The organism is Flavobacterium sp. ZE23DGlu08 (genome assembly GCF_030505335.1).
Taxonomy (GTDB): domain Bacteria; phylum Bacteroidota; class Bacteroidia; order Flavobacteriales; family Flavobacteriaceae; genus Flavobacterium; species Flavobacterium algoritolerans.
This window is the reverse complement of the sequence record NZ_CP130045.1, coordinates 140,634-165,122: the sequence shown is the minus strand read 5'-3', so window position 1 is coordinate 165,122 and position 24,489 is coordinate 140,634. Positions and strand designations below refer to the sequence as shown.

General features: G+C 32.9%; 23 protein-coding genes and 1 other RNA gene. 11 read left to right on the top strand and 13 right to left on the bottom strand.

The window, feature by feature from the left end:
* Window positions 1-78: 78 nt before the first annotated feature.
* The 7 genes from Q1W72_RS00765 to Q1W72_RS00735 form a co-directional block, all read right to left on the bottom strand.
* Window positions 79-3,267 (bottom strand): type I restriction endonuclease subunit R, encoded by a 3,189-nt coding sequence (locus Q1W72_RS00765; protein ID WP_302136767.1) that lies wholly within the window; start codon window positions 3,265-3,267, stop codon window positions 79-81.
* A 6-nt stretch (window positions 3,268-3,273) separates the two neighbouring features.
* Entirely contained in the window at window positions 3,274-3,990 is a 717-nt protein-coding gene (locus tag Q1W72_RS00760) for a DUF3307 domain-containing protein (RefSeq protein WP_302136765.1), read from the bottom strand.
* The gene (locus Q1W72_RS00755; RefSeq protein WP_302136764.1) at window positions 3,978-4,586 is read right to left on the bottom strand and encodes a SatD family protein; all 609 of its coding nucleotides are present in this window, start codon (window positions 4,584-4,586) and stop codon (window positions 3,978-3,980) included. The genes Q1W72_RS00760 and Q1W72_RS00755 overlap by 13 nt, the downstream gene beginning before the upstream one ends.
* Before the next feature lie 125 nt (window positions 4,587-4,711).
* Window positions 4,712-5,866 carry a hypothetical protein gene (locus Q1W72_RS00750; RefSeq protein WP_302136762.1) on the bottom strand — a complete coding sequence of 385 codons (1,155 nt, stop codon included), beginning with the start codon at window positions 5,864-5,866 and terminating at the stop codon, window positions 4,712-4,714.
* Between the two features lie 187 nt (window positions 5,867-6,053).
* Window positions 6,054-6,791 carry an IS21-like element helper ATPase IstB gene (gene istB, locus Q1W72_RS00745; RefSeq protein WP_113667236.1) on the bottom strand — a complete coding sequence of 246 codons (738 nt, stop codon included), beginning with the start codon at window positions 6,789-6,791 and terminating at the stop codon, window positions 6,054-6,056.
* Between the two features lie 17 nt (window positions 6,792-6,808).
* On the bottom strand, window positions 6,809-8,356 hold the full coding sequence (gene istA, locus Q1W72_RS00740; RefSeq protein ID WP_158730039.1) for an IS21 family transposase: 1,548 nt from the start codon (window positions 8,354-8,356) through the stop codon (window positions 6,809-6,811).
* 113 nt (window positions 8,357-8,469) lie between these two features.
* Window positions 8,470-9,579, bottom strand: a complete 1,110-nt coding sequence (locus tag Q1W72_RS00735) for a PKD domain-containing protein (protein WP_302136759.1) — start codon at window positions 9,577-9,579, stop codon at window positions 8,470-8,472.
* Window positions 9,580-10,117: 538 nt separating this feature from the next.
* Between Q1W72_RS00735 and Q1W72_RS00730 the strand changes: the two genes are divergently transcribed.
* From Q1W72_RS00730 to Q1W72_RS00715, 4 genes are all read left to right on the top strand, one after another.
* The gene (locus Q1W72_RS00730) at window positions 10,118-10,603 is read left to right on the top strand and encodes a histidine phosphatase family protein (protein ID WP_099715624.1); all 486 of its coding nucleotides are present in this window, start codon (window positions 10,118-10,120) and stop codon (window positions 10,601-10,603) included.
* Window positions 10,600-12,687, top strand: coding sequence for a polyphosphate kinase 1 (ppk1, locus tag Q1W72_RS00725; RefSeq protein WP_099715623.1), 2,088 nt, complete (start codon window positions 10,600-10,602; stop codon window positions 12,685-12,687). The genes Q1W72_RS00730 and ppk1 overlap by 4 nt, the downstream gene beginning before the upstream one ends.
* A 101-nt stretch (window positions 12,688-12,788) precedes the next feature.
* Complete coding sequence (locus tag Q1W72_RS00720) at window positions 12,789-13,679, top strand: Ppx/GppA phosphatase family protein (RefSeq protein ID WP_282713070.1); 891 nt, start codon at window positions 12,789-12,791, stop codon at window positions 13,677-13,679.
* Between the two features lie 9 nt (window positions 13,680-13,688).
* Window positions 13,689-14,270 (top strand): TMEM175 family protein, encoded by a 582-nt coding sequence (locus tag Q1W72_RS00715; RefSeq protein WP_099715621.1) that lies wholly within the window; start codon window positions 13,689-13,691, stop codon window positions 14,268-14,270.
* 21 nt (window positions 14,271-14,291) lie between these two features.
* Here Q1W72_RS00715 and Q1W72_RS00710 read toward each other — a convergent pair whose 3' ends face one another.
* Window positions 14,292-14,708: a DNA polymerase III subunit gamma/tau gene (locus tag Q1W72_RS00710; RefSeq protein WP_233206906.1), complete on the bottom strand. Its 417-nt coding sequence runs from the start codon at window positions 14,706-14,708 to the stop codon at window positions 14,292-14,294.
* Between the two features lie 7 nt (window positions 14,709-14,715).
* Between Q1W72_RS00710 and Q1W72_RS00705 the strand changes: the two genes are divergently transcribed.
* Complete coding sequence (locus tag Q1W72_RS00705) at window positions 14,716-14,847, top strand: hypothetical protein (protein ID WP_302136758.1); 132 nt, start codon at window positions 14,716-14,718, stop codon at window positions 14,845-14,847.
* A gap of 97 nt (window positions 14,848-14,944) precedes the next feature.
* Here Q1W72_RS00705 and dnaX read toward each other — a convergent pair whose 3' ends face one another.
* The 3 genes from dnaX to Q1W72_RS00690 form a co-directional block, all read right to left on the bottom strand.
* Entirely contained in the window at window positions 14,945-16,030 is a 1,086-nt protein-coding gene (gene dnaX / locus Q1W72_RS00700) for a DNA polymerase III subunit gamma/tau (RefSeq protein WP_302136756.1), read from the bottom strand.
* Window positions 16,031-16,254: 224 nt separating this feature from the next.
* Complete coding sequence (locus Q1W72_RS00695; protein ID WP_302136755.1) at window positions 16,255-17,367, bottom strand: class I SAM-dependent methyltransferase; 1,113 nt, start codon at window positions 17,365-17,367, stop codon at window positions 16,255-16,257.
* 61 nt (window positions 17,368-17,428) lie between these two features.
* Complete coding sequence (locus Q1W72_RS00690) at window positions 17,429-17,737, bottom strand: hypothetical protein (protein ID WP_282713065.1); 309 nt, start codon at window positions 17,735-17,737, stop codon at window positions 17,429-17,431.
* Between the two features lie 121 nt (window positions 17,738-17,858).
* On the opposite strand from Q1W72_RS00690, the gene rnpB reads away from it, so the two are divergent.
* The 3 genes from rnpB to Q1W72_RS00675 all read left to right on the top strand — a co-directional run bounded on the left by rnpB (window position 17,859) and on the right by Q1W72_RS00675 (window position 19,886).
* An RNA gene (rnpB, locus tag Q1W72_RS00685) (RNase P RNA component class A) lies at window positions 17,859-18,176 on the top strand.
* A gap of 127 nt (window positions 18,177-18,303) precedes the next feature.
* Complete coding sequence (locus Q1W72_RS00680; RefSeq protein ID WP_302136754.1) at window positions 18,304-19,233, top strand: ketopantoate reductase family protein; 930 nt, start codon at window positions 18,304-18,306, stop codon at window positions 19,231-19,233.
* Between the two features lie 95 nt (window positions 19,234-19,328).
* A complete protein-coding gene (locus Q1W72_RS00675; RefSeq protein ID WP_302136752.1) occupies window positions 19,329-19,886 on the top strand; it encodes a hypothetical protein in 558 nt (185 codons plus the stop codon).
* Window positions 19,887-19,962: 76 nt separating this feature from the next.
* Here the strand turns inward: Q1W72_RS00675 and Q1W72_RS00670 are convergent, their stop codons facing one another.
* Window positions 19,963-20,559 (bottom strand): RsmD family RNA methyltransferase, encoded by a 597-nt coding sequence (locus Q1W72_RS00670; RefSeq protein ID WP_302136751.1) that lies wholly within the window; start codon window positions 20,557-20,559, stop codon window positions 19,963-19,965.
* A complete protein-coding gene (locus Q1W72_RS00665) occupies window positions 20,556-21,362 on the bottom strand; it encodes a DUF3822 family protein (RefSeq protein WP_099715614.1) in 807 nt (268 codons plus the stop codon). The genes Q1W72_RS00670 and Q1W72_RS00665 overlap by 4 nt, the downstream gene beginning before the upstream one ends.
* 166 nt (window positions 21,363-21,528) lie before the next feature.
* Between Q1W72_RS00665 and Q1W72_RS00660 the strand changes: the two genes are divergently transcribed.
* The 3 genes from Q1W72_RS00660 to Q1W72_RS00650 all read left to right on the top strand — a co-directional run bounded on the left by Q1W72_RS00660 (window position 21,529) and on the right by Q1W72_RS00650 (window position 24,460).
* On the top strand, window positions 21,529-22,950 hold the full coding sequence (locus Q1W72_RS00660; protein ID WP_099715613.1) for an ATP-dependent RecD-like DNA helicase: 1,422 nt from the start codon (window positions 21,529-21,531) through the stop codon (window positions 22,948-22,950).
* 98 nt (window positions 22,951-23,048) lie between these two features.
* Complete coding sequence (ygiD, locus tag Q1W72_RS00655) at window positions 23,049-23,879, top strand: 4,5-DOPA dioxygenase extradiol (RefSeq protein WP_302136750.1); 831 nt, start codon at window positions 23,049-23,051, stop codon at window positions 23,877-23,879.
* Between the two features lie 80 nt (window positions 23,880-23,959).
* Window positions 23,960-24,460 (top strand): hypothetical protein, encoded by a 501-nt coding sequence (locus Q1W72_RS00650; RefSeq protein WP_143394898.1) that lies wholly within the window; start codon window positions 23,960-23,962, stop codon window positions 24,458-24,460.
* The last annotated feature ends 29 nt before the right edge of the window (window positions 24,461-24,489 follow it).

Sequence of the window (24,489 nt, the reverse complement as noted above, 5' to 3'; positions counted from 1 at the left end):
TTAACCTTTATAAATCTAAACCGTTTCATAGAGCCTAGTAAATATTTATAGATACTAATTCTAATTCTAATTCTAATTTTACGCTCTGTACTTCTTAAAGTTCTCCGCTTGCTCAAAGATTTCTTTGTAAACTTCGTCTCTATCAACTGGTGGATACCCATTGTCAGCTAATAGGATAATCAATCCAACTTTCAATTCGGCTTTAATGTCTTCTCGTTTACTCCAGTCGGTATATTTAGCTTTGTCATCAACTACTTCTTTGACTTTTTGTGCAAGAATAATAAGTTTGTCTTCGGGATAATCAAAATCATACTTAATTGCCAATGCTTTTAAAATATCGTAAAAGGCTTTTTCTTCTATATCTATTCCTAAATCTTTGAAGGAGTCTTTCTCTTTTTTTAAGGCAAAATATAAATCAATAATTTCATCGGTAAAATCTTCTAATACAATACTGTTTAATACATCGCTTTCTTTCCTTTCATTGTATTTGTCTACAATAAATTGCAGGCGTTTTGAAAAATCAATTCCCATAATTTTATTGATTTTTTGTACGTCTTCAATGGCTTTTGCTAGCAATTTTTGCAGTAATTTAATTTTGGTATTAGGAAGTTTAATCTTATCCAGTTTTGCCAAATAATCTTCTGAGAATATGTCAACCTCTTTCTCACCTGTCTCTCCTAACTTAAAGATTTCTTCTATCCCTTCACTCTCAATTGCTTCCTGAATCATATTTCGAACCTTATTGTTCATTTGGGCTGTATCAGGTGCTACACCTTTAGTTAGTTTAAATACGATTGATCTGACCGCCAAGAAGAAATGAATTTCATCTCTAACGTGATTCGTGAAAGCATCACTACCAGAACAAATATCATAGGCCGCTTTTAAACGCTTTACGATGTACATAAAACGTTTTTCTATATCTTGTGTTATTTGGGCAAATTCAGCGCCTTTATTTAAAGTGTTCAGTTGTTCCAGAGGTGTCCCATTGAAATACTTACTATTATCAAATTTATGAAACAGTTTATGTAGTAAATCCAATTGGTCTTTTACTACTAAAATAGATTGCTCGATATCTTCAAAAATGTCAGAATCCTTTTTGTTATAATGGGCTAAAGCTAAATTCATTTGCTTTTTTATACCAATATAATCCACAATCAAACCTTTGTTTTTTCCTTCGAATTTTCGATTCACTCTCGAAATGGTTTGAATTAGATTGTGGCGCTGGATAGGTTTATCAATATACATGGTATCGAGAAATGGAACATCGAAACCTGTTAGCCACATATCAACGACTATAGCTATTTTGAAATTAGATTTTTCGTTTTTGAATTGACGGTCCATTTCTTTTCGATCGTCTTTTGTGCCTAATAAATAATACATGTCCTCTGGATCATCTTTTCCCCGAGTCATGACCATTTTCATGCGCTCCATCGGTTTGATTTCCTTTTTCTCTTTATCAGTCAGGAAAACTCCATCATCACAAACTTTTATTTCACCCCATTCTGGTCTTAGTTCCAGAACATTTTTATAAAATTCATAGGCAATGGGCCTGCTGCTACAAACAAACATGGCTTTCCCTTTTACGGTAGCCCCTTCTGTTATTCTATTTTCATAATGAGTCACAAAGTCCTGAGCTAAATCTTTTAATCGCTTTGGATCACCAATTATAGCGTTCATTTGCGCCATCGCTTTTTTACTCTCTTCTATTTGATGTTCATTACTGCCTTCTTCTGCACATAAATTGTAATAGTTTTCAATTTCATGCAATTTGCTGTTGTTCAATAAAACTTTAGCAGCACGTCCTTCATAAACGATTCGCACCGTAATTTCATCTATAACTGATTCTTTCATTGTGTAGGCATCAACAATATCTCCAAAAACATCAATCGTAGCATCAATTGGGGTTCCTGTAAAGCCTACGTAAGTTGCATTTGGTAATGAATCGTGAAGGTATTTAGCAAAACCAAAAGTTTTAACCACGCCTTTTTCAGTCACTTTTACTTTTTGATCTAAATTCGTTTGGCTCCGATGTGCTTCATCTGAAATACAAATCACATTATTCCTAGTGGTTAAAAGTTTAGTGTCTTCAGTAAACTTATGAATGGTAGTTAAGAATACGCCGCCACTGTTTCTTCCCTGAACTAGTTCACGGAGATTAGATCGACTTTCTACACTGACAATAGTATCATCACCTACAAAACCTTTGGCATTTGTAAATTGTCCTGATAATTGGTCGTCTAGATCTGTTCTGTCTGTAATAAGTATAATTGTTGGGCTACCAAAATGAGTGCTTTTCATCAATAAGCGGCTCAAGAATAGCATGGTATAGCTTTTACCACAACCAGTGGTTCCAAAATAAGTTCCTCCTTTACCATCACCTTCTGGACGTTGGTGGATTTTTATGTTTTCAAAAAGTTTTGTTGCAGCATAATATTGCGGGTAGCGGCATACAATTTTTTCATTTTTCTTAGTGCTATCCGGTAAATAGATGAAGTTTTGAATAATATCTCGTAAACGATTCTTGTTAAACATTCCTTTGATTAAGGTAAACATCGCATCTATTCCATCTACTTCTTTTATCATTCCTTCAATTTTTCGCCAGGCATAAAAGAATTCATAGGGCCCAAAGAATGAGCCTGCTTTGGTATTCACTCCGTCGCTAATGACACAAAAGGCATTGTATTTGAACAAATCCGGAATGTCTCTTTTATATCGAGTAGTTAATTGTACATAGGCATCATGAATGGTTGTATTTTCCTGAATAGCGGTTTTGAATTCAAATACTACTAAAGGCAATCCGTTGATGTATAAAATCAAATCTGGAATACGCATTTCGTATCCTTTGATCGCTAGTTGATTGACAATTTTATACGTATTATTATCTTCTTCTGAATAGTCAATTAATTGGACATAAAAGTCTTTTTGTTTACGGTCTTCTCTTTTTATCAAAAATCCATCAGACACCATTTTCATGATCGCTTTGTTACTTTCATACAAATCTGAAGAAGGCAAGCGTTCTAAATCTCTAACAATAGACTCAATTTCACTTTCAGAAATGTTTACTGATGCATAATTAGATCGCAAATAGTTTTTCAAGTCATCAGTAAGCAGTACTTTTTCACTTACTATATGTCCGTAAGTGGATGGTGGTTCAGCCATTCCTTTGAATTCTATTTTACGGACTTCACTTCCTACAAGATAAGTCATTTCCTCTTCTTGAAGTAAGCTGATAAAGGCCTGTTCTAATTGTGCTTCGGTGAATTTCATAAGTTTTTAAGCAAAAAAGGATAGTAGTTTTAGGTATGTTAAACCAATTATTATGGCAATACCAAAACTTAGTAATGTTCCAATTAATATGTATTCTGTGAGTTGGCGATCTTTTGCGTTGGTTAAATCTCCAAATCTAAAGACTGATTTTGCTGCGAGCAAAAAACCTATGGCTTCCCATTGATTTAATAAAATAAATGAAAACACTAATAATCGTTCCAACATTCCGATATATTTACCTGCATTTTCTAACGAACTGTCTTTTTTACTTATTTCTTCTATTTCTTTTTTCCAAATGCTAAAAATAACTTTTAATACGATGGAGGTAACCGAAGTTAAGAGTACAATTGCTAATAGAAATAGTAGGTTTTTTTCTGTAACATATGTTTGAATATCTAAGTTTAAACTCCAGTCATTAGCTACCCAAAATAGTATTGCTATATGTGCTAATTGGTCTAAGAAAAATAATATTCTGTCATTCTTTATAGGTTTTAAAAGTTTTACTCCATCTATTACGAAATGCGTAATGGTTATAAAAGCTATGGGTAATAAATATTGTTTTTTAAAACCTAACACTACCAGCAATAAAACCGCATGAATTAAGGTGTGGATATATAGGTATTTGGATTTAAACTTGTTTTTCTCTTTATGCTTTACCCATTTGTTGGATTGCATTACAAAATCACCTATAAAATGAGCTAACAATAATTTTATGAATAACATAGTTTTTCTATTTCTCGTTTGTAGTATTCTACACAGTTCATAATTTCATCATAGCCGGCCTTTTTCAAGCTATAACTTACGTTGCTTTGTTTTTTATTTAATGATTCTGCAATTTCTACCTGTTTTAAATTGGGGTTTTCTAATTGCTTTTTAAAAATTTCAGCCATTGCAGGTTTCCAATTATCCATAGTTAATGTGGCTAAATCTAACATGATATTCAATATCTCGTCAAATTCTTTCCAAGGGGTTTTGATAGCTAAGGTGTTTTTATTCAGCGCATCAAATGCCTCTCCAGAATTGATAAATGCCGGACCATTTGAAGAAGATACTTTTTCCGAACGGTATGTTATTTCTCCTATCCCTATAGCCATTCTAATATCTAAATTAGGAACTTGTTTGGTAACCGCTTTTAATAATATTCCTAAGCGCAATGCATTTATTGGACTGGTGATTAACTGTATACTATCACCACGATACAGCTCCCAAGTACTATATTCCGCACCTATGTTTTGCAAAGTGTCTTTTAACAAATTGAGCCATATATCAGGAGATACTTCTCTTGAATTGATTATATCGGCAGTAATTACAGCTTCCATATTTCTTACTTTTTATGTAAATATATGCTTTTTGTCATATAAATCATAATATATGCTTTTTATCATATAATTTAAAATATATGCTTTTTGTCATATAAAACTGAATGCATATTCTACTATTGTTTTTATAACTGCGCGTAATACACTTTTAATTTATTCGACATCAATCTTCTGCGTTCTTCTAAAAATCCCTCATATACCAAATGATTTGCTTCCTCTAGAATACTTGGAATGTCATTATTAATCAAGTTTTCTTGCAGGCTACTTTCAGAATCTAAAGTACTTATTCCATTAGTACCTGCTTGTATTTGAGCTTTTACCTTATCCAAATAATCTTTAGGCGTTAGCATACCCACTTTTATATTGGTAGCTTGTTCTGTGAATACAAAATTGGCTACCTGATTGTATGCCTTTTGAGGGTAACCATTATTCATCAAGTATTTTTTTGGAAAAATATGGTGTACATCACCACGCTGTTCTATCAGGCTACTAATTTTCATACTTTTAGATAAAAAAGCTACCGAATTATTGTTTACTTGTGCCGCTAAATATAAGTTGTATGCATTGTTATTGACACTGGAAGATTCCAAATCGTTTATGATTCCGAAATCCCAAAAACCGGCACCCAAATTTGCCTGTTCCATTTGGATTAAGTAAGCTGCTATTCCTTTTTCATTGATTTGTTTAATGTCCTCATCTATTTTTGATTCTGCTGAACCGGAATAACGACCAATGAACATACTCATGACCAGCCAACGCTTAACATATCCTTGTGTTTCCGCTTCACCCATACCATCTTCACGCAATTTTAAATACAATGCATAGGCAAAATTCAAACTGTTTTGAGAGGATATTAATTTCTTGCTGATTAAACCCGTAGATTTAATAATCATTACAAAGCGCTGGTAATTAGTCTTATTAACAAAGGCAGATAAACCTTCGGATAGTTTAGCATAACTTGCTTCGGCAATACTACCTTCGTAACTTCTTGTTTCAAAATTACGACCCGATAATAAGGCTACTAAATCACTAAACTTTCCTCTGCTGAATTTATATGTAAAAGCAACTCGTAACATATCGATATAATCAGGCACGTACAAATCATCGCTGCCTGTAGCCATCCATTTGATCTCTTTGTAGTAATCAGTATGTGTAAAAGTATTGTCGTTGTCTTGTATGTGTTTAATGAATCCTTTATCGACTAACAAACGGCAAAAGTAATCCACCATTTTGCGCATGGTGTTGCCGCCATATTTTTCATCGGAAGCGATTTTAGACATTACAAAATCGGCGTTACTCAATACAACTGCAAATTCCAGTGATATTGACCACCCAATTCCAATTTAAAGTGAGCACCTGATTCCAATTCAAAATGACCACCCAATTCCGGGGCAAAATGACCACCCCATTTTTCATTAAAAACTACTCTTTTTCATCTGTTAATTAGTGTTCAAATATACTTAAATATTATCCTTTGTTTATCCCTCTTTTTTTTCTCATAGATTCTCCATGTAATTCGAGTCGATGAGATTGATGTATCAGCCTATCCAAAATTGCATCAGCTATGGTTTTTTCTCCAATGATGTCATACCAGCCTTGCACTGGGATTTGTGAGGTTACAATGATAGAACCGTTATTATGCCTGTCTTCAATGATCTCTAAAAGGGTAATTCGGTTACTGCTATCCAAAGCTTGGAGTCCAAAATCGTCTAATATAATAACATCTTGCCGTTCTATTTTGGCCAATTCTCTCAGGTAAGAACCATCTGCTTTGGCCATTTTTAATTTAGCAAACAGCTTCGAAGTATTAAAATAACTTACTTTAAAACCTTGGATACAGGCTTGATAACCTAATGCTGTGCCTAAATAACTTTTGCCTACACCAGTGCTTCCCGTTATTAAAATGTTTTCATTTTTTTCGACAAATTCACATTCTGCCAGACGCAGTATGGTATTTCGATCCAGATTACGGGTTTGGTCAAAATTGATACTTTCAATATTTGATTTGTAATGGAATCGGGCGTTGGTGATACTGCGGGCAATACGCCGATTGTGCCTTTCATCCCATTCGGCATCAATAAGCATCGATACAAACTGATCGAGCGTGTAATGGTCTGTTTTTCCGCTTTCAATGGCTGTTTTAAAAGCATTGTGCATGCCGTAAAGCTTCATTTGTTTCATTTTTGTTACTGTGGATTCATTCATGATTACTGTGTTTTAATTTAATTATAATACTGTTTTCCTCTTATGTTAGCGTGAATTGGAAGTTCCTGCTCAGGTTCTTGTTCAAATTCGATATGATCTAAGTTGTTTTCTAAAATATTTTGAATGGTCTTAAAATTGTAAATTTTAAAATCAAGTGCCCGCTTACAGGCATTTATTAATCGCTCTTTCCCTACCTTTTTCTCGAAGTTTAATATTCCCAAACAACTTTTATAAGCCTGTTCAGGATGGTTTCTACTTTCAATTATTTGCATAATATATTCTGCTACTGACTCGTCAATACTACTGGCCCAATCAATGAAGCGGGCAGCACTCCACTGAGCTACAAATTGATGCGTGCTAGCCATATGTTCCGGGATTGTGGTATAGATATAAGGTTTGTAATTCCTTGGATGGATGGCTATTCGATTGTATTTGTGATAGATCTCTACCGTTGATTTGGTATACAATAGTTTCGCTTTTTTCTTGACATATTGATACGGAACGCTATAGTAATTTTTGTCCTGACTTAATTGAACATGCCCATTTTGCATTACTGTTGCAAAGGATTGGTATTTGATTTCAAAACGTTCTTGTGGTAATGGACTTAGTTTTTGTTGTTCATCTTCTAAAAATAATTCTATCCGAGAGTACGGACGTCCTGTGAGTTTTCGACTGTTATGAGCATCCAATAAATCCCATATTTGCTGGTTTAATTCTTCCAGAGAAAAGAATTTAGTTTCTTTTAGATTTACATAAATCCTTCGATACAAGATCTTAACAGCTCCTTCAACCAATGATTTGTCTCGGGGTTTATAAGCCCTGGCAGGCAAGATTGTAGTTTGGTAATGTTCGGCTAAATCAGCCAAGGTTTCATTAATGGTGGGTTCAAAACGACTGCTTTTTATCACTGCAGATTTTAAATTATCCGGAACAATTGCCGCAGGAGTACCTTCAAAAAAACGCATAGCATTTTCTACCGATGTAACAAAATCTTCCTTTTGTTGGCTCATGGAAGCTTCGGCATAGGTGTATTGACTGGCTCCTAATATGGCTACAAAAAATTGTACTTCTTTAATTTCTCCCGTGTCTTTATCAATGATGGAGAGTGTTTTTCCAGCATAATCCACATACATTTTATCACCCGCTTTGTGATTCATGTGCATCACTGGATTGACTCGTTTGCTCCATATTTTATAATGATGTCCAAATTGCGAGCTTCGGTAACCATTAGGATTTAGGACAATATATTGCTCCCACATGTGCTGTATGGTAACGCCAACTTTTTTTAGTTCGCGTTCCATTTTAGGAAAAAAATCATAAAGAAGCTGCAGTTTGGGACTGATTGATTCCACGGTAGTGTGTGAGAACAAAAGTTCTAACTCAGCATCAGTTTTTTCACTAATTACTTCAAAACTTAATCCTAGCACTTCAAATAAAGAAATATACTTCTTTACCGTATTTCTAGAAAGAGATAAGTACTTACTTATGAATAACTTACTTTTTCCGTTACAGTAGAACTTAATTGCTTTTCTAATTTTACTCATGTCTGTTATTTTGTTTGCCATAATCCGTCTTTTTTTAACGAATGTATGGTGCTAACAACATGAAAAAGTAAGTAGTTTTTGATGATCAATTGTACCCCAAAATTAGGTGGTCAATTTGAACTGGAAAGTGGTGGTCAGTTTGCTCCGAAACTGGTGGTCAATTTGCACTGGAATAGGATGGTCAATTTGACTGGTTTTTCCATTATAGTTGCTGACGAAGTTGTAATACAACCCTTTGCATCTGTAACTGTAATTGTATAAGTTCCAGAGGCAAGACCAGTAGCTGTTGCTGAAGTCTGAATGGGAGTACTATTCCATAAATAGGTATAAGGTAATGTTCCGCCTGATGGCATAGTAGTTAAAGATCCGTTATTTCCTCCGTTACAAGATACATTAGTTTGTTGAGAAATAGAAGTAATAAGTTTGTTAGGAAGATTTATAGTTTTAGATACTGTATTAGTGGCTGGTATTGGTGTTCTTGAATCAGTAACAGTTAATGTGGCAGTAACATTTACTCCAGTGGTAGTGTAATTATGAAGTGGACTTATAGCTGTAGAGGTTGTTCCGTCTCCAAAATTCCATAAATATGTGAATGGAGCTTTTCCACCATTTGTTTTATTAGAAAATTGCACAGCTACACCACTATTAGTTGCACAAGAGGTAGAATAATCATATTGAACAGCTAAAGGAGCTGTAAAAACTGTAGTTGTGCCAAATTCACATTGCGAGTTCGAATAGGTTTGACAATCATAAGTACTGTTTGCGTTAAGTTCAGAATCTCCATTACCAGGTTTCCAAACCACCAATACGTTAGTAAACGATAAGGTTTGACCGCAAACCCAGTTTACTGGAACTGTTGTCAATTTAATTTTCCCCCCAGATGTTCCTTTTGTTGAGGCTAAAGTCCCAACATATGTATTAATCTGCATTGGTGTACCGCCACCTATTGATAATGTAGCAAATACTCTTGTATTTGGAATGTCATTATTTTGATTTTGGGTATAATTTAGCCAAATAGTTACGCTATAAGTGTCTACACCAGCGATGCAAGTAGGATAAACATCTTCTAAAGGAGTCCCGTCATTAATAGTTGCGCTTAGATAAACATTTTTGGCAGTTACATTTCCGGATGGGCATGAATAATTACATGATCTTAAATCTGGATGTTGAGCATCAATTTGTGAATATATATTACCAGCAAACATAAACAAAGCCAGTAAAAGAAGGGTAATTTTTGTTTTCATACAATCAAATTTTTTATATGCTGTTTGTAATTAATTTTATTGATAGATTATGGGCATTTTTATAAAAATTATCATTTTAATCACAACTGAATTAATTTAAATGATTCTTTTTCTTATTCAAATCCTTGATTTCTATGCTAAACTAATTAGAATGATTTAATTCTAATTTTTTTTCCTATCAACTACCTAAATACTCGTTGAAACGACATTTCTTGTTAATTAAATATTAAATAAAAGCACTTGTTTACTATGTTTGTTAATGTTTTTTTTCATCTTTTTAACATTTTTAAATTTTTATTGCAATTCTTGTTATGAAATAAAAAACAAGATAAAACTTAATAATTTACGAATACTATCTCTTTTCTTTGTAAGAATAGTTTCTGTATAAATGTGTTTTTATTTATAAAAGAAAAATAATTCATAAAATTTAATTTTCATCATTTGAATTTAAATAAGCAATTGCATTTAAAATTTATTTTTGTAATTTGTAAGCTCAAATAAATTGAAACAATGCCATTGATAAATAAATATTGATAGTATGAAAAATCTAATTTTAGTTCGGCATGCAAAATCAAGTTGGGAAGTCCCAATGCATGATAAAGATCGTGGTTTGACTTGTCAGGGAATGAAAGATGCGCATCTTGTTTCTGCTCATGCTAAAGATTTTATCCCCAAAACGTATATTATTTGGGCCAGTTCTGCAAAAAGAGCAACAGACACAGCGTTAATTTTTGCTCAAAATTTGGCCTATCCTATTGAAAGTATCGTTTACAAAGACGACCTTTATACCTTTGATGAAAAAAAACTGGAGGAAATTATTAAATCATGCAGTAATCTTTTCGAAAGTGTTATTGTTTTCGGACATAATGGTGCCATTACAAATTTTGTTAATAAATTTGGGGATGATTATTTTGATAATATTCCTACAAGCGGTTTTGTATCCTTGAAGTTTGATACCGATGATTGGAAAAAAATTAAAAAAGGTAAAATAAAAAAAACAATATTTCCCAAAGATTTAAGATGAATAAAGTATTAGAATATAAATACATTGATAGAGAAAAAAGTTGGTTAGCTTTCAATGCCAGAGTACTTCAAGAAGCTGGTGATAATTCAGTTCCACTATTAGACAGACTACGATTTTTAGGTATATTTTCGAATAATTTAGATGAATTTTTCAGAGTTCGTTTCGCCGCTATAAGACGATTAAGTCTTACAGGAATCACTGGAGAAAAGTATCTCGGAGGGATTTCTGCTCAGCAATTAGTAAAAGATATAACTGAAATTGTAATCCAACAACAATCAGAAAGTTTACGAATATTAAATATTATTGAAGCTGAACTTGAGACTGAAAATATATTTATTATTACTGAAAATGATATTACAATTGAGCAGGAAATCTTTTTGAAAGACTTTTTTATTCAAAAACTAAGTCCTGAATTAGTAACCATAATTTTGAATGATTTAGCAGAATTTCCCGTGTTGAAAGACACTTCGGGATATTTAGCCATTAAACTGGTTATGAATAAAAATTCTGAAGTTCGTTATGCCGTAATCGAAATTCCAAAAACAATTAACCGTTTTGTTGTTTTACCATCCAATAATGAAAAGCATTATATCATACTTCTGGATGATGTAATTAGACATAATTTGAGTAGTATTTTCAATATTTTTGACTACAAAAGTGTTTCTGCACACATGATAAAAATTACCAGAGATGCTCAATTAGACATCGATAGTGATTTAAGCAAAAGTATGATTGAAAAAATATCATTGAGTGTTAAAGATCGTAGAATTGGTGAACCGGTTCGCTTTATTTACGACCAATTAATAGAAGAAGATACCTTGCAATTTTTTCTTGATAAAATGAAAATCGTTTCTACTGACAGTATTATTCCTGGCGGAAGATACCATAACAGACGCGATTACATGAATTTTCCAAATCTGGGTAGATTCGATTTATTATACAAAACCAATGATCCTTTGCCAATTCCTGGATTGAGTCTTGAAGGCAGTATGTTAGAAAAAATAAGCGAAAGAGATTATTTGCTAAATGCTCCATATCAATCCTTTTCATATCTGACAAAGTTTTTGCGTGAAGCGGCATTAGACCCAAAAGTAACTTCAATTAAAATTACTTTGTATCGATTGGCCAAAAATTCTCAAATCATTAGTTCTCTTATAAATGCAGCCAAAAACGGAAAAAAAGTAACCGTTCAAATCGAATTGCAAGCTCGTTTTGATGAAGCTTCCAATATTTCGTATGCTGAGCAAATGCAAACAGAAGGCATCGAGTTAATTTTTGGAATAAAAGGACTAAAAGTACACAGTAAAATATGTGTTATTGAAAGAAATGAGAATAATAAAATAAGACGATACGGCTTTATTTCGACAGGGAATTTCAATGAATCTACTGCAAAAGTGTATACTGACGTAACTCTTTTTACGAGTCATCAACAAATTCTGAAAGATATCATGCGAATATTTGAGTTTTTTGACATCAATTATAGAGTGCATCGCTACAAACATCTTATTGTTTCCCCGCATTACACCAGAAGCCGATTTATAAAATTAATTGATAGAGAGATTACGCATGCATTAGCAGGAAGAAAAACACATATAAAGCTAAAAATGAATAGTTTATCTGATTTTGAAATGATAGATAAACTGTACGAAGCGAGTAGAGCAGGAGTGAAAATTCAACTTGAAGTCAGAGGAATTTGTTCTTTGATACCAGGAATTCCAGGAATGAGCGATAATATTGAAGCTATAAGTATAGTAGATAATTATTTAGAACATTCTAGGATTTATATTTTTGGTAATGCAGGACAAACTGAAGTTTACATTTCTTCAGCTGATTTTATGACCAGAAATCTCGATGGGCGTGTTGAAGTTACCTGTCCAATATACGATCAGGAAATAAAAAATGAGTTAATTGACAACTTCGATATAGGTTGGAAAGGCAATGTAAAAGCCCGTTTTCATTCTTATAAATTAGATAATAAATACAGAGTCCGAAATCATAATCCTGTTTTTAGAGCGCAATTAGAAACTTACAAATACTATCAGAGTAAAGTTGAATTAGAGTCAAAAACGGAAAAAATAGTATAATTATTTATTCAAGTTTAGTTTAATATTTCAATAATTTTTTGATTTTAGAATTAATAAATAGACTAATTAATTACTAAAAGAATAAACGAATCAAATCCAAAATGATTAAAATAAAAAAATATGCAGCAATCGATATTGGCTCTAATGCCATGCGTTTATTGATTGTGAATATTGTAGAACAAGAAGGAAAAGAGCCGCAGTTTAATAAAAGTTCATTAGTGCGTGTTCCAATTCGTCTTGGCCAAGATGCCTTTACTGTAGGTGAAATTTCTGAAGAGAATTTAGAAAGAATGTGTGATGCTATGAAAGCTTTTAATCTTTTGATGAAGGTGCATAAAGTGGAACGTTATATGGCATTTGCAACCTCAGCTATGCGTGAAGCTTATAATGGTAAGGAAGTTGTAGCACTGATTAAGAAAAAAGCCGATATAAAAATAGAAATTATAGATGGTAAAAAAGAAGCAGCAATAATTGCTTCAACTGATTTGCATCATTTATTAAAAACGGACCAGACTTATCTTTTTGTAGATGTTGGTGGTGGAAGTACAGAGTTTACCTTATTTTCTAATGGTAAAATGATAAATTCAAGATCATTCAAAGCAGGAACCGTACGTTTACTAAATGATATGGTTTGTGATGTTGTATGGGATGAAATTGAAAAATGGATTAAGACAAATACAGAAGAATACGATGAAGTTATTTTAATAGGATCTGGCGGAAATATTAATAAGCTGTTCAAGATGTCCGGAAAAATACAAGAAAAACCATTGTCGTATATTTATATGAATTCTCAATACGCTTTCTTGAATTCACTTTCGTATGAACAAAGAATCTCAGAATTAGGTTTGAATCCGGATCGTGCCGATGTTATTATTCCTGCTACAAGAATTTATCTGAATGCCATGAAATGGAGTGGAGCAAGAAATATTTATGTTCCTAAAATTGGACTTTCTGATGGTATTGTAAAAGCGATGTATTACGGTAAAATATAATTTATAGATATGAACAAAAACAGACTTGAAGCATTTAGCGATGGAGTTTTGGCTATCATAATTACTATAATGATACTTGAAATAAAAGTTCCGGAAGGAGCAAATTTCAGTGATTTAATGATGCTTGCTCCTAAATTTTTAAGCTACATATTAAGTTTTGTTTACGTGGGAATTTATTGGAATAATCACCATCATATGCTTCAAAGTGTAACTAAAGTAAATGGTAAAATTCTTTGGGCAAATCTTCATTTGTTATTTTGGTTGTCATTAATTCCGCTATCATCGGGATGGATGGGAGAACACAATTTTGCTAAAGCCACGATTACTTTTTATGGAGTTATTCTGTTTTTTTCAGCAATAGCTTTCTGGTTATTGCAAAATATAATTATTGCCAGTGAAGGACAAAAATCTATATTGGCAAAAGCGCTTGGAAACAATTTTAAAGGGAAAATATCGAATCTTTTATACTTAATCGGAATAGTTATTTCTTTTTTCTATGAATTCATAGCAGCGGCAATTTATATTATCGTTGCAATAATTTGGCTTGTACCTGATAAAAGAATTGAAAAAGTGATTAACTCTAAAGAATAATTACAATCCTTATTTTATAAATTAAGCATCTAAATCTAATCCAAATGTTGTTCGTAAAAGTTCAATATTTGGATTTATTTCATGAAGTCTGTTGTAGCGATCTTGGTCGTTAAAGCTCCTTTTACTTTCAATACTTTCATTCACAATAACCTCAATTGTGATGTCGTGATTGTGCAAATGCCCTTTTAAATGTCCTAAAAGTCCATTCAATTCTTTTTCAAAATCTAATTTAGAACCTTCATTTGGCAATTCAATTGTGATAGCAGTTCCATTTAGTTTAGGATCGTTAATAAGCAATAACGACTCCATAATTTTATAACCTTTATCTCCTAAACGTTGGGCATATTTGTTCCAATGCAGTAACATTTCTGTTTCAGTAAAAGATTCTGTTGGCAAATGTGCCACTTCTTTTACAATTCCTCTAGTACTTTCTTCCAATGCTTTTTTGGCACGGATACTCGATAATGAAAACGCAGAAACCTTAGGTTCGTTAGATTGTGGAATCTCGATTTTTACTGTAGGAGTTGAAACAGGAATTGAAGGAGCACTAACTATAGCTTCCGGTTCTTTTTCTTGAACTGTCGCTGCAATTGGAGTGTTTGCAATACTTTCTATTTTAGCTTTTGGACTTTCTACAATTGAGTAATCGCTCTTTCTAAAATAAGTAGGTGGAATTATATATTGCTCAACTTTTTTTTTTCTCCATCAAAAGTGATAGAGGCAAGTTGCATCAGGCAAAGTTCAACAAGAAGTCGTTGATTTTGGCTGAGTTTATACTTTAAATCACAATCATTTGCAATTTCAATTCCTTTCAAAAGAAAGTCTTGACTGCATTTTTGCGCTTGCACGCCATACATTTGTTGTGCTTGTTCCCCAACTTCTAATAAAGATAAAGTTGCGGGCGTTTTAGAAACTAATAAATCTCTAAAATGCGAAGCCAATCCGGTTACAAAATGATGAGCATCAAATCCTTTGGCAAGAATATCGTTGAAAGCGATTAGTAAATCTGGAATTTTGTTTTCCAGAATCAAATCGGTGGTATTAATATATGTTTCATAATCCAACACATTCAAGTTTTCCGTAACGGCCTGACGTGTTAAATCTTTTCCACAAAAAGAAACTACTCGGTCAAAAATAGACAAAGCATCTCGCATCGCACCATCAGCTTTTTGAGCTATGATATGCAAAGCGTCATCTTCAAAGTTCACACCTTGACTGGTGGCCACTTCGGCAAGATGCTCTTTAGCATCTTTTACAGTAATTCTTTTGAAATCAAATATTTGGCAACGAGAAAGTATCGTTGGAATAATTTTATGTTTTTCGGTCGTAGCCAATATAAAAATGGCATGTTTTGGTGGTTCTTCTAATGTTTTCAAGAAAGCATTAAAAGCTGCCGAAGACAACATGTGAACCTCATCAATAATATACACTTTGTATTGTCCCGTTTGTGGCGGAATACGAACTTGGTCAATTAGATTACGGATATCATCAACAGAATTGTTTGAAGCAGCATCTAATTCGAAAACATTAAAAGCAAAATCTTCATTTGGATCATCATATCCCGGTTGATTTATCTTTCGAGCCAAAATACGGGCGCAAGTTGTTTTACCAACGCCACGAGGTCCAGTGAATAATAATGCCGAAGCTAAGTGATTGCTTTCTATGGCATTCAATAAAGTATTGGTAATGGCTTTTTGTCCTACAACATCTTTAAATGTTTGAGGACGATATTTACGAGCCGATACAACAAATTGTTCCATAGAATTTTTATTCGAAAGCAAATATAGGTTTTAATTTAATGATGAAAAAATTTAAGGATTGAAAGATTTTATAAATTTTCAAATGGTTTTTATATACCAAATTTCCTAGCCCAGATAAAAGTAGAAATCATTATGAGTCGTGGTTCGGCGAATAAGATTGTAACGGATAGCTGGACAAGAGCGAAGCGAACGGAAGAATAAATTGCTCCTGATAAATTGTAATTTCATGCATATACAGTTTCCTGGGTATTCAAAAATTTCAATCCTAAAAGTGGGTGCTTTGGTACACCTTTTTGTTGTATCAATACTTTAAATTTCATTCCCATATCTACCAATAATCTATAATTTATAAGTGATTCTTGCATGGCTAATGCTACATTATTTGGATTATTATTTAATATTGAATTTTGATATTCTTTTATACCCAATGCCAACAAAAATTCGGCTTGATTCACAATTCCACAAGGCTCTATCCCGTATTGTAAACCCCAATGAGATAAAGCTGAAAAGTTAATATGAGTTGTGATGTCTTGTTGGCCAATAAACTGATACGGATTATCGCTTTTATGATGTTTATAATAACACAGGAGTGTCCCGAAACTTCTCCGATTGTTATATAATTCAGCCGATAATGAACCATAATCGATGGTGATTACATAGCCTTTTTGTAAAGATTGGGAAACTTGTTTTATCCAAGATACGGCTTCCAAATTGACTTCTGTTCGAAATCCTTTAGGCAATTGTACTTTTAATGTTTCGAAATATTGGATAAGTTCAGTCTTTGCAGGTTTTAAAATTTCAATAAAACCTTCTTTGTAATCAACGAACACTTCTTTAAGCTGTTCTTCCATAATTACCTGATGAACAGAAAAATTATCAATCAATTCATTTGATAACACACAGCCATTAATTTCAGGGATATCTTTAATGGAGTTGTACCAGTTTACTTTTTTGCGTAAATGTTTCTTTTGAATCACCCGCATACTGGTACTTTTCTCGATAATGCAGTAGGTTAGGTTCTCATATAAAGGAATATTATTTTCGAGATAATCTAAAATATCATGACACAATAAACCGGTTCCGGCACCATATTCAATAATTTTAAAAGGTTTTTTTTCTAAGTTTTGCCACATTTCTTCGATTTGGCGTCCTATCATTGCGCCAAAATCAGCAGTAAGATTTGCACTGGTGTAAAAATCACCATCTGCTCCAATCTTGTTTTGGGCCGAATTATAATATCCTAATTCGGGGTAATACAATGCCATCTCCATAAAATCCCGAAAAGAGATTGGTCCTTCTTTCTTGATCCGCTCTATTATGATTTCGGAAAGTAGCATCGAACTTAAATAATTAAATTTCTTGAAGTTCTATTTCTTAAAATATGAAATTATAGGATAATTAGAGTTTGCATTGTCCACTGGATTCAATGCATAATTTTTCCAGAACAAGCGCAGCTTCATTATCTGAATTTGCGGAAAAACCAGCTACAAAAACTCCTTTTTCTCCAGAAGCAGCACTGATACCATAAACCACAGATTCTTCTCCGGGGTCAGTATCTCCTTCATAGCGATATACGTGATTTACTTCAAATTTATGTGGATTTGCTTTAATATCATCCTGATGAATATTAAAATCATAGGTAAAACCTTTTTCTTTTAAATCTTCTAAAGCTTCTATAACGGTGGTATAATGGTACGTTGGTTTCATGATTAATGGAAGATTAATGGTTATTTATAAAGATAACTATTTTATTACTAAGTCATTGTGAAATGGTTGTTAAAGTAAATAATCTAAAATTGAGATACATGAAAAATTGTTGTAATTTCGCACCGCAGACCGCCTTATCGCCGTTTTGAGCAATCAGAAGGGAGGAAAGTCCGGACACCATAGGGAAGCATAGCGGGTAACTCCCGTCGGTTCGAGCAATCGGATTAGGACAAGTGCAACAGAAAGTATGTACAGGTAATGCTGTAGTGAAACCAGGTAAACTCTATGCGGTGAAATATCAAGTATATCAGCATTTAAGGGCGTCTCGTTCGTTGCTGAAGGGTAGATAGCTTGAGTCCCGAAGTAATTCGGGATCTAGATAAATGATAAGGCTCTGATTTATCGGAGACAGAATCCGGCTTATAGGTCTGCATTTTTTTATTAAACCATTTAATAAAAGTAAGGATTGTGAAATCTAAAAGAGAACCATTAAGAAATTAAGTTTCATTAAGTCGCAATGCTTAATTTTCTAAATTTCTTAATGGTTTAATTTTTAAATAGCAGGTATGAAAACAAGAATTGGGATTTTAGGACTCGGAGGAGTAGGCGGTTATTTTGGAGGATTATTGGCTAAAGCTTATTTTGAATCAGATGCTATTGAAATTGTATTTATTGCTCGTGGGGAAACCCAAAAAGCAATAGCCCAAAATGGATTGAAAATTATTGCTGATACTAAAGAACTAATTGTTTTCCCTAGTTTGGTTTCCAATAATCCAGATGAAATTGGGAAACTCGATTACCTTATTTGTGCGACTAAAACCTATGATATCGAAACCAGTTTTGAATCCATAAAAAATTGTATTACCAAAAACACGATAATCCTACCTTTATATAATGGTGTCGATGCCACGGAACGCATACAAATACTATTTCCTGAAAATACGGTTTTGCAAGGTTGTGTGTATATTGTTTCGATGATTGAATCTCCGGGAATTATCAAGAAAATAGGCCTTTACGAAAAACTATTTTTTGGTTCTAAAAATGCTCCGGTTTCTAAGTTGAATGAATTGCAATCCATTTTCGAAAATGCTAATATCGAAAGTTATCTTGTAGGAAATATAGAGGAAACGGTTTGGGAAAAGTTCATTTTTATTTCCGCTTTGGCTTCAGCAACTTCGTATTTAAACCAAAACATAGGAGGGATTCTGAATCATCCTGAAAATAAAGCAGTTTATAGTTCACTGTTAAACGAGATAACTGCTGTCGCTTTTGCAAAAGGGCTAGCGTTGCCCAATGATATTGTTGCTCAAACAATTATCAAACTCGAAAAAACTCCAAAAGATGCTACCTCATCTATGCACAGAGATTTATTGGCAGGAAGAAATACCGAAGTAGTTTCCTTGACTGAATATGTGGTAAAAGCAGGTGTAAAACATGGTATTGCAACTCCGATGTATCAGATTATTTTAGATGAATTAAGTAGAAATAAAGCTTAATTTTAAAATAAAATTCTGACAAATTAGAATTTAATTATTATGTTTGCTCCCGATATAAATCAAATGATATATCGACAACTTAATAATAATTACACATGCAATTATCAGTATTTATAAATGGCAAAGTAGCTCTTGTAGCTCTTTTTATTTTAATAACAATTTCACACACTTACGCACAAGAAAAACCAGCCGTAGAAAAAAGTCAATTTAAAATTAATGTATTACTTCCGGGATTTGTTTACGAACATGGCTTAAGCGATAAAAACACACTTTACTCTGAATTGAGTTCAGGGTACGGATACACATCTAATAGTTTTGGGAAAACCTGGACCTTCTATCCTTATATTAATGAGCAGTTTCGTCATTATTATAATTTAGAGAAAAGGGCCGAAAAGGGAAAAGTTACTTCCCATAATTCCGGAGGATTTGTTGCTATGGCCGCTTTATATAATTTCAGATCGATTTCGACGAATGATAATTTTTTACCTGAAAATGCATCGATTACTGTAGCGCCGGTTTGGGGTTTTCAACGAACGTACAAAGGCAATTTTAATCTTGATTTGAATATGGGTGTTGGTTATAATTTTGACAAAAACGACAGTGAATTAGCTGTAGTTTTAAACTTTACTTTGGGTTGGGTAATTGGAAAATAGTTGCTTTAAATGGTTATTAAAAACAGAAAAGCTCTTATAATTTACAAGAGCTTTTCTGTTTTATATTCTATCAAGATTATTCTTCTTCGCCATCGTTTTGGTCTGATTCGTTTTCAGAATCTTCTTTTTCACCAGAGCCTATTTCGAAGAAACTAAAAATAGAACCTCCGTAACTTTTTTGGAACGAAAAGTGAATCATGTGATCCAGTTTGGTATATTTCGAATGCTCGATTACCATCATTCCTTCTTCATTAAGCAATTCTTTTTCGAAAACTAATAAGATAATTTTCTCGAAAGTTTTTTGGTCCAAAGCATAAGGTGGATCTGCAAAAATAATATCGTACGAGGTTTTGCATCTTTCTAAATAGGTAAAAACATCACTTTTTGTGGCGGCAATATTAAAATCATATTCGGCTGCGACTTGCTTGATAAATTTTACACAACCAAAATCACCATCAACAGAAGTGATTGGCGTGCTTCCTCTTGAGGCAAATTCGTAACTGATATTTCCGGTTCCGGCGAATAAATCTAATATTTTAAGTCCTTCAAAACTGAAATGGTTGTTCAAAACATTGAATAATGCTTCTTTAGACATATCGGTTGTGGGACGAACGGGCAATCCTTTTGGTGGAAAAATGCGTCTTCCTTTGTATTTTCCTGAAATGATTCTCATGAGTTGAAAAGTATAAAATGATTTCTGTTTTCGGCCTCAGAAAAATAATTGTTCCATCGCAAATCTTCCACATCTATGAGGGAAACGTTACGAATGTATTTGTAAGCGATTTTATAATAATCACTTTCGGTATCAATATTTCCGATTAGTTCCAATGGGAAGTTTTCGGGATTTAAATTCAATTGTTCGGCAGTAAATAAAATGTAATACAAGAAATCTTCCGGCGTGTTGTAATCAAAAGAATTGAAAAGTAATAACTTTTGGTTCTGAACCACAATGATTTCAAAATGACCGGTATTAATATGTACAAACATTTTTTTCTCATCCTTATTTTTGGAAGCAATTAAAAGTTTTGAAACCAAAATACTGTTGGCATGTTTGTAATCGAAAGCACCAAATTGGTCAATGAAAAAATTATTGATATTCACATACGGAATATAAACCGCATTCATTTGATAGTTCGGAATTTCATCAAAAGCGAAAAAATCGGTTTCAAAAACTTTAGTGTTGTATTGCAGATAACTGCCTAAAAAGTTTTCGTCAAATAACGGTTCCGGAACAAAAGTAGAAAGGTTGTTATTGTGAATTACCAAAATTTCATCATATGAATCCTTTAATTCTGGATAATCTCTAAAAGCATCGGCAAACAAATCTTCAATTTTTGTGGCTTTGTGGAAGGTTTCAAAATGCACTTCGTTAAAGGAAGTTACTGTATTATTTAGCGTGTCAAAACAACAAAAAGAAAGTCCCGTCAAGGAAACTTGAATGGAAAGTTTTTTATATTTTTTTTCGGCTATGTTCATAATACTATTGATTTTTTCAACAACGCAAACTTACAAATTTTAAAATCAATAACAATATCAATTGCAATGGCAATGGCAAAAATCAATAGTAGTAATTGAAAATTGAAATTGCTATTGGCATTGAAATTGAAAAAACATTCTTTACTTTGCAGTCAAATAATACGAAATGAATTCCTCCCTGTTTTATAGTCTTTTACAAAAAAAGTTCCCTTTTCAACCCACGTATAAACAGGATATTTTTTTTCAAAAAATTGCTATTTTTTTAACCGAAACGGATAATAAAACCATCTTCGTATTAAAAGGATATGCAGGAACGGGAAAAACAACCGTAATTTCTACGATTGTAAACAGTTTATTGGACATCAATAAAAAATATGTTTTGCTGGCGCCGACAGGTCGTGCGGCAAAAGTAATTGCTAATTATTCGAACAAACCGGCTTTTACAATTCATAAAAAAATATATTTCCCCAAGAAATCTTCCGGTGGTGGCGTTTCGTTTACGTTGCAACAAAACAAACATAAGAATACGATTTTCATAGTCGATGAAGCTTCGATGATTTCGGATACGAATTCCGATTCTAAGTTATATGAAAACGGTTCCTTATTAGATGATTTGATTTCGTATGTATATTCAGGAACCAATTGCAAAATGATTTTATTGGGAGATACCGCTCAGTTGCCTCCTGTGAATTTAGATATCAGCCCGGCTTTGGACATTCGTACTTTGGGAATGAATTATGATAAGGAAGTAGAACATATAGAATTGGACGAAGTCATGCGTCAAGAAGAAAATTCCGGAATTTTGCATAACGCAACTGAACTTCGGGAATTATTGAAGGATTCCTTTATAGATGAATTCAAATTTGATGTCAAGAAATTCAAAGATATTGTTCGGTTGACCGATGGGTATGATATTCAAGATGCCATCAATTCCGCCTACAGTAATTATAGTATAGAAGACACCGCGTTTATTGTTCGTTCCAATAAAAGGGCGAATCAATATAATGAGCAAATCAGAACTAAAATCCTCGATAAAGAAAGCGAACTTTCCACAGGTGATTTTCTGATGGTGGTAAAAAACAATTATTTTTGGTTGAAAGATTCTGATGAAGCTGGTTTTATTGCCAATGGTGATATTATAGAAATATTAGAAATTTTCAATATCAAAGAATTGTACGGTTTTAAGTTTGCCAAAGTAAAAATTCGAATGATTGATTACCCCAATCAGATTCCATTTGAAACGGTATTGTTAATGGATACTATAAAAAGTGAATCGCCATCTTTAACCTATGAAGAATCCAATCGATTGTATCAGGAAGTATTGAAAGATTATGAAGGTGAAACGAAGTACAAACAATTCCAGAAAGTGAAAGCCAACGAATATTTCAATGGCTTGCAAGTGAAATTCTCGTATGCCATAACCTGTCATAAATCACAAGGTGGGCAATGGAATACTGTTTTTATAGAACAACCGTATTTGCCGGATGGCATCAATCGAGATTACATTCGCTGGTTGTACACTGCAATGACCCGAGCAAAAAATAAATTATATTTGATAGGATTTAAGGATGAGAATTTTGTAGAGTAAATTTGATAAACATATAAGTCATATAAGCTAAAATCAAAGAAAAACTTAAATGACCTTATATGACTTATATGGTTCAATAATTTTAAAATAGTTTGGTAATGAAAACTTTAAACGACTTACATAAAATTTCAGGTTCTTTTTCGAATACCGAAAGAATGCCAGTGTTGTTTCTAGGACATGGAAGCCCGATGAACGCCATTGAAGAAAATCAGTTTGTGACAGGCTTTCGAAACTTGGCTAAAACGTTACCACAGCCAAACGCCATTTTATGTATTTCGGCGCATTGGTTTACCAAAGGGACAAAGGTTACCGCAATGGAAATGCCACGAACGATTCACGACTTTGGCGGTTTTCCGCAAGCATTGTTTGACGTGCAATATCCTGCAAAAGGAAGTCCGGAACTAGCGATCGAAACCAAACAATTGTTGACTCCGCTAGAAGTAGAGCTGGACGAACATTGGGGTTTAGATCACGGTGCTTGGAGTGTCATTAAACATTTATATCCCGAAGCGAATGTTCCAGTGATTCAGTTGAGTATTGATTATACAAAATCAGGGCAATACCATTTTGAGTTGGCTCAAAAACTAAGCGAGTTGCGTACCAAAGGAATTCTGATTGTAGGCAGCGGAAATATTGTGCATAATTTAAGGTTGGTCGATTATCACAATTTCGATAAAGACAATTATGGTTACGATTGGGCAATTGAAGCTAGGGAATCAGTAAACAATTATTTACTGGATGGAAATTTCCAACCCTTGATTGATTTTGAGAAACAAAGCAAAGCGTTTCAATTAGCGATTCCTACACCGGAACATTATTTACCTTTACTATATACCTTGGGATTAAAAGGAAAATCCGAAGAACTGAGTTTGTTTAATGATAAATTATTGGCGGGTTCTTTGAGTATGACTTCGGTGAAGATTATGTAGGATTGTTTTTTAAAACAAATCTTACGTATTAATTTACTGATATGATAATAATGAATTAGTGGTTAGTTAAAAAAAATAAAATGAAGAAAATAATTTGTTTACTGTTTCTAATCTCTTTGAAAATATCTTACTGTCAAAATATAAAACCGAATGATATAGAAATTAAAATTTTGAAAATCGATAAATTACAACAACAAAGTAAATTAGAGATTTTAGGAATTGATGATATGAAAACTTGCGGTGGAAATTTAATAGGGTATTTTTATAATAACAAATTACTACTTTTAATTTCTCAAAATGGTGGAGAGACTGGAACAATAACAAATAAATATTATGTTGAGAACAACAAAATAATAAAAATTGAGAATTTGGAAGATTATATATTTATGAATAATAATTCAAATACTGACACATCTAAGACAAAAAAAATTATAGAGAAAAAAGAGTTTTACTTTACTCCTAAAATATTTATTAAAAAGAATTTTAAGAAAGAAAAAATAATTACTTATTCCGATGAACAAATAATTACTTGTGGAAAAAATATGATTAAATTATTGAATGAAAGAAAAATGATAAACTAAATACTCCTATTAACACTAAAACAAATCCT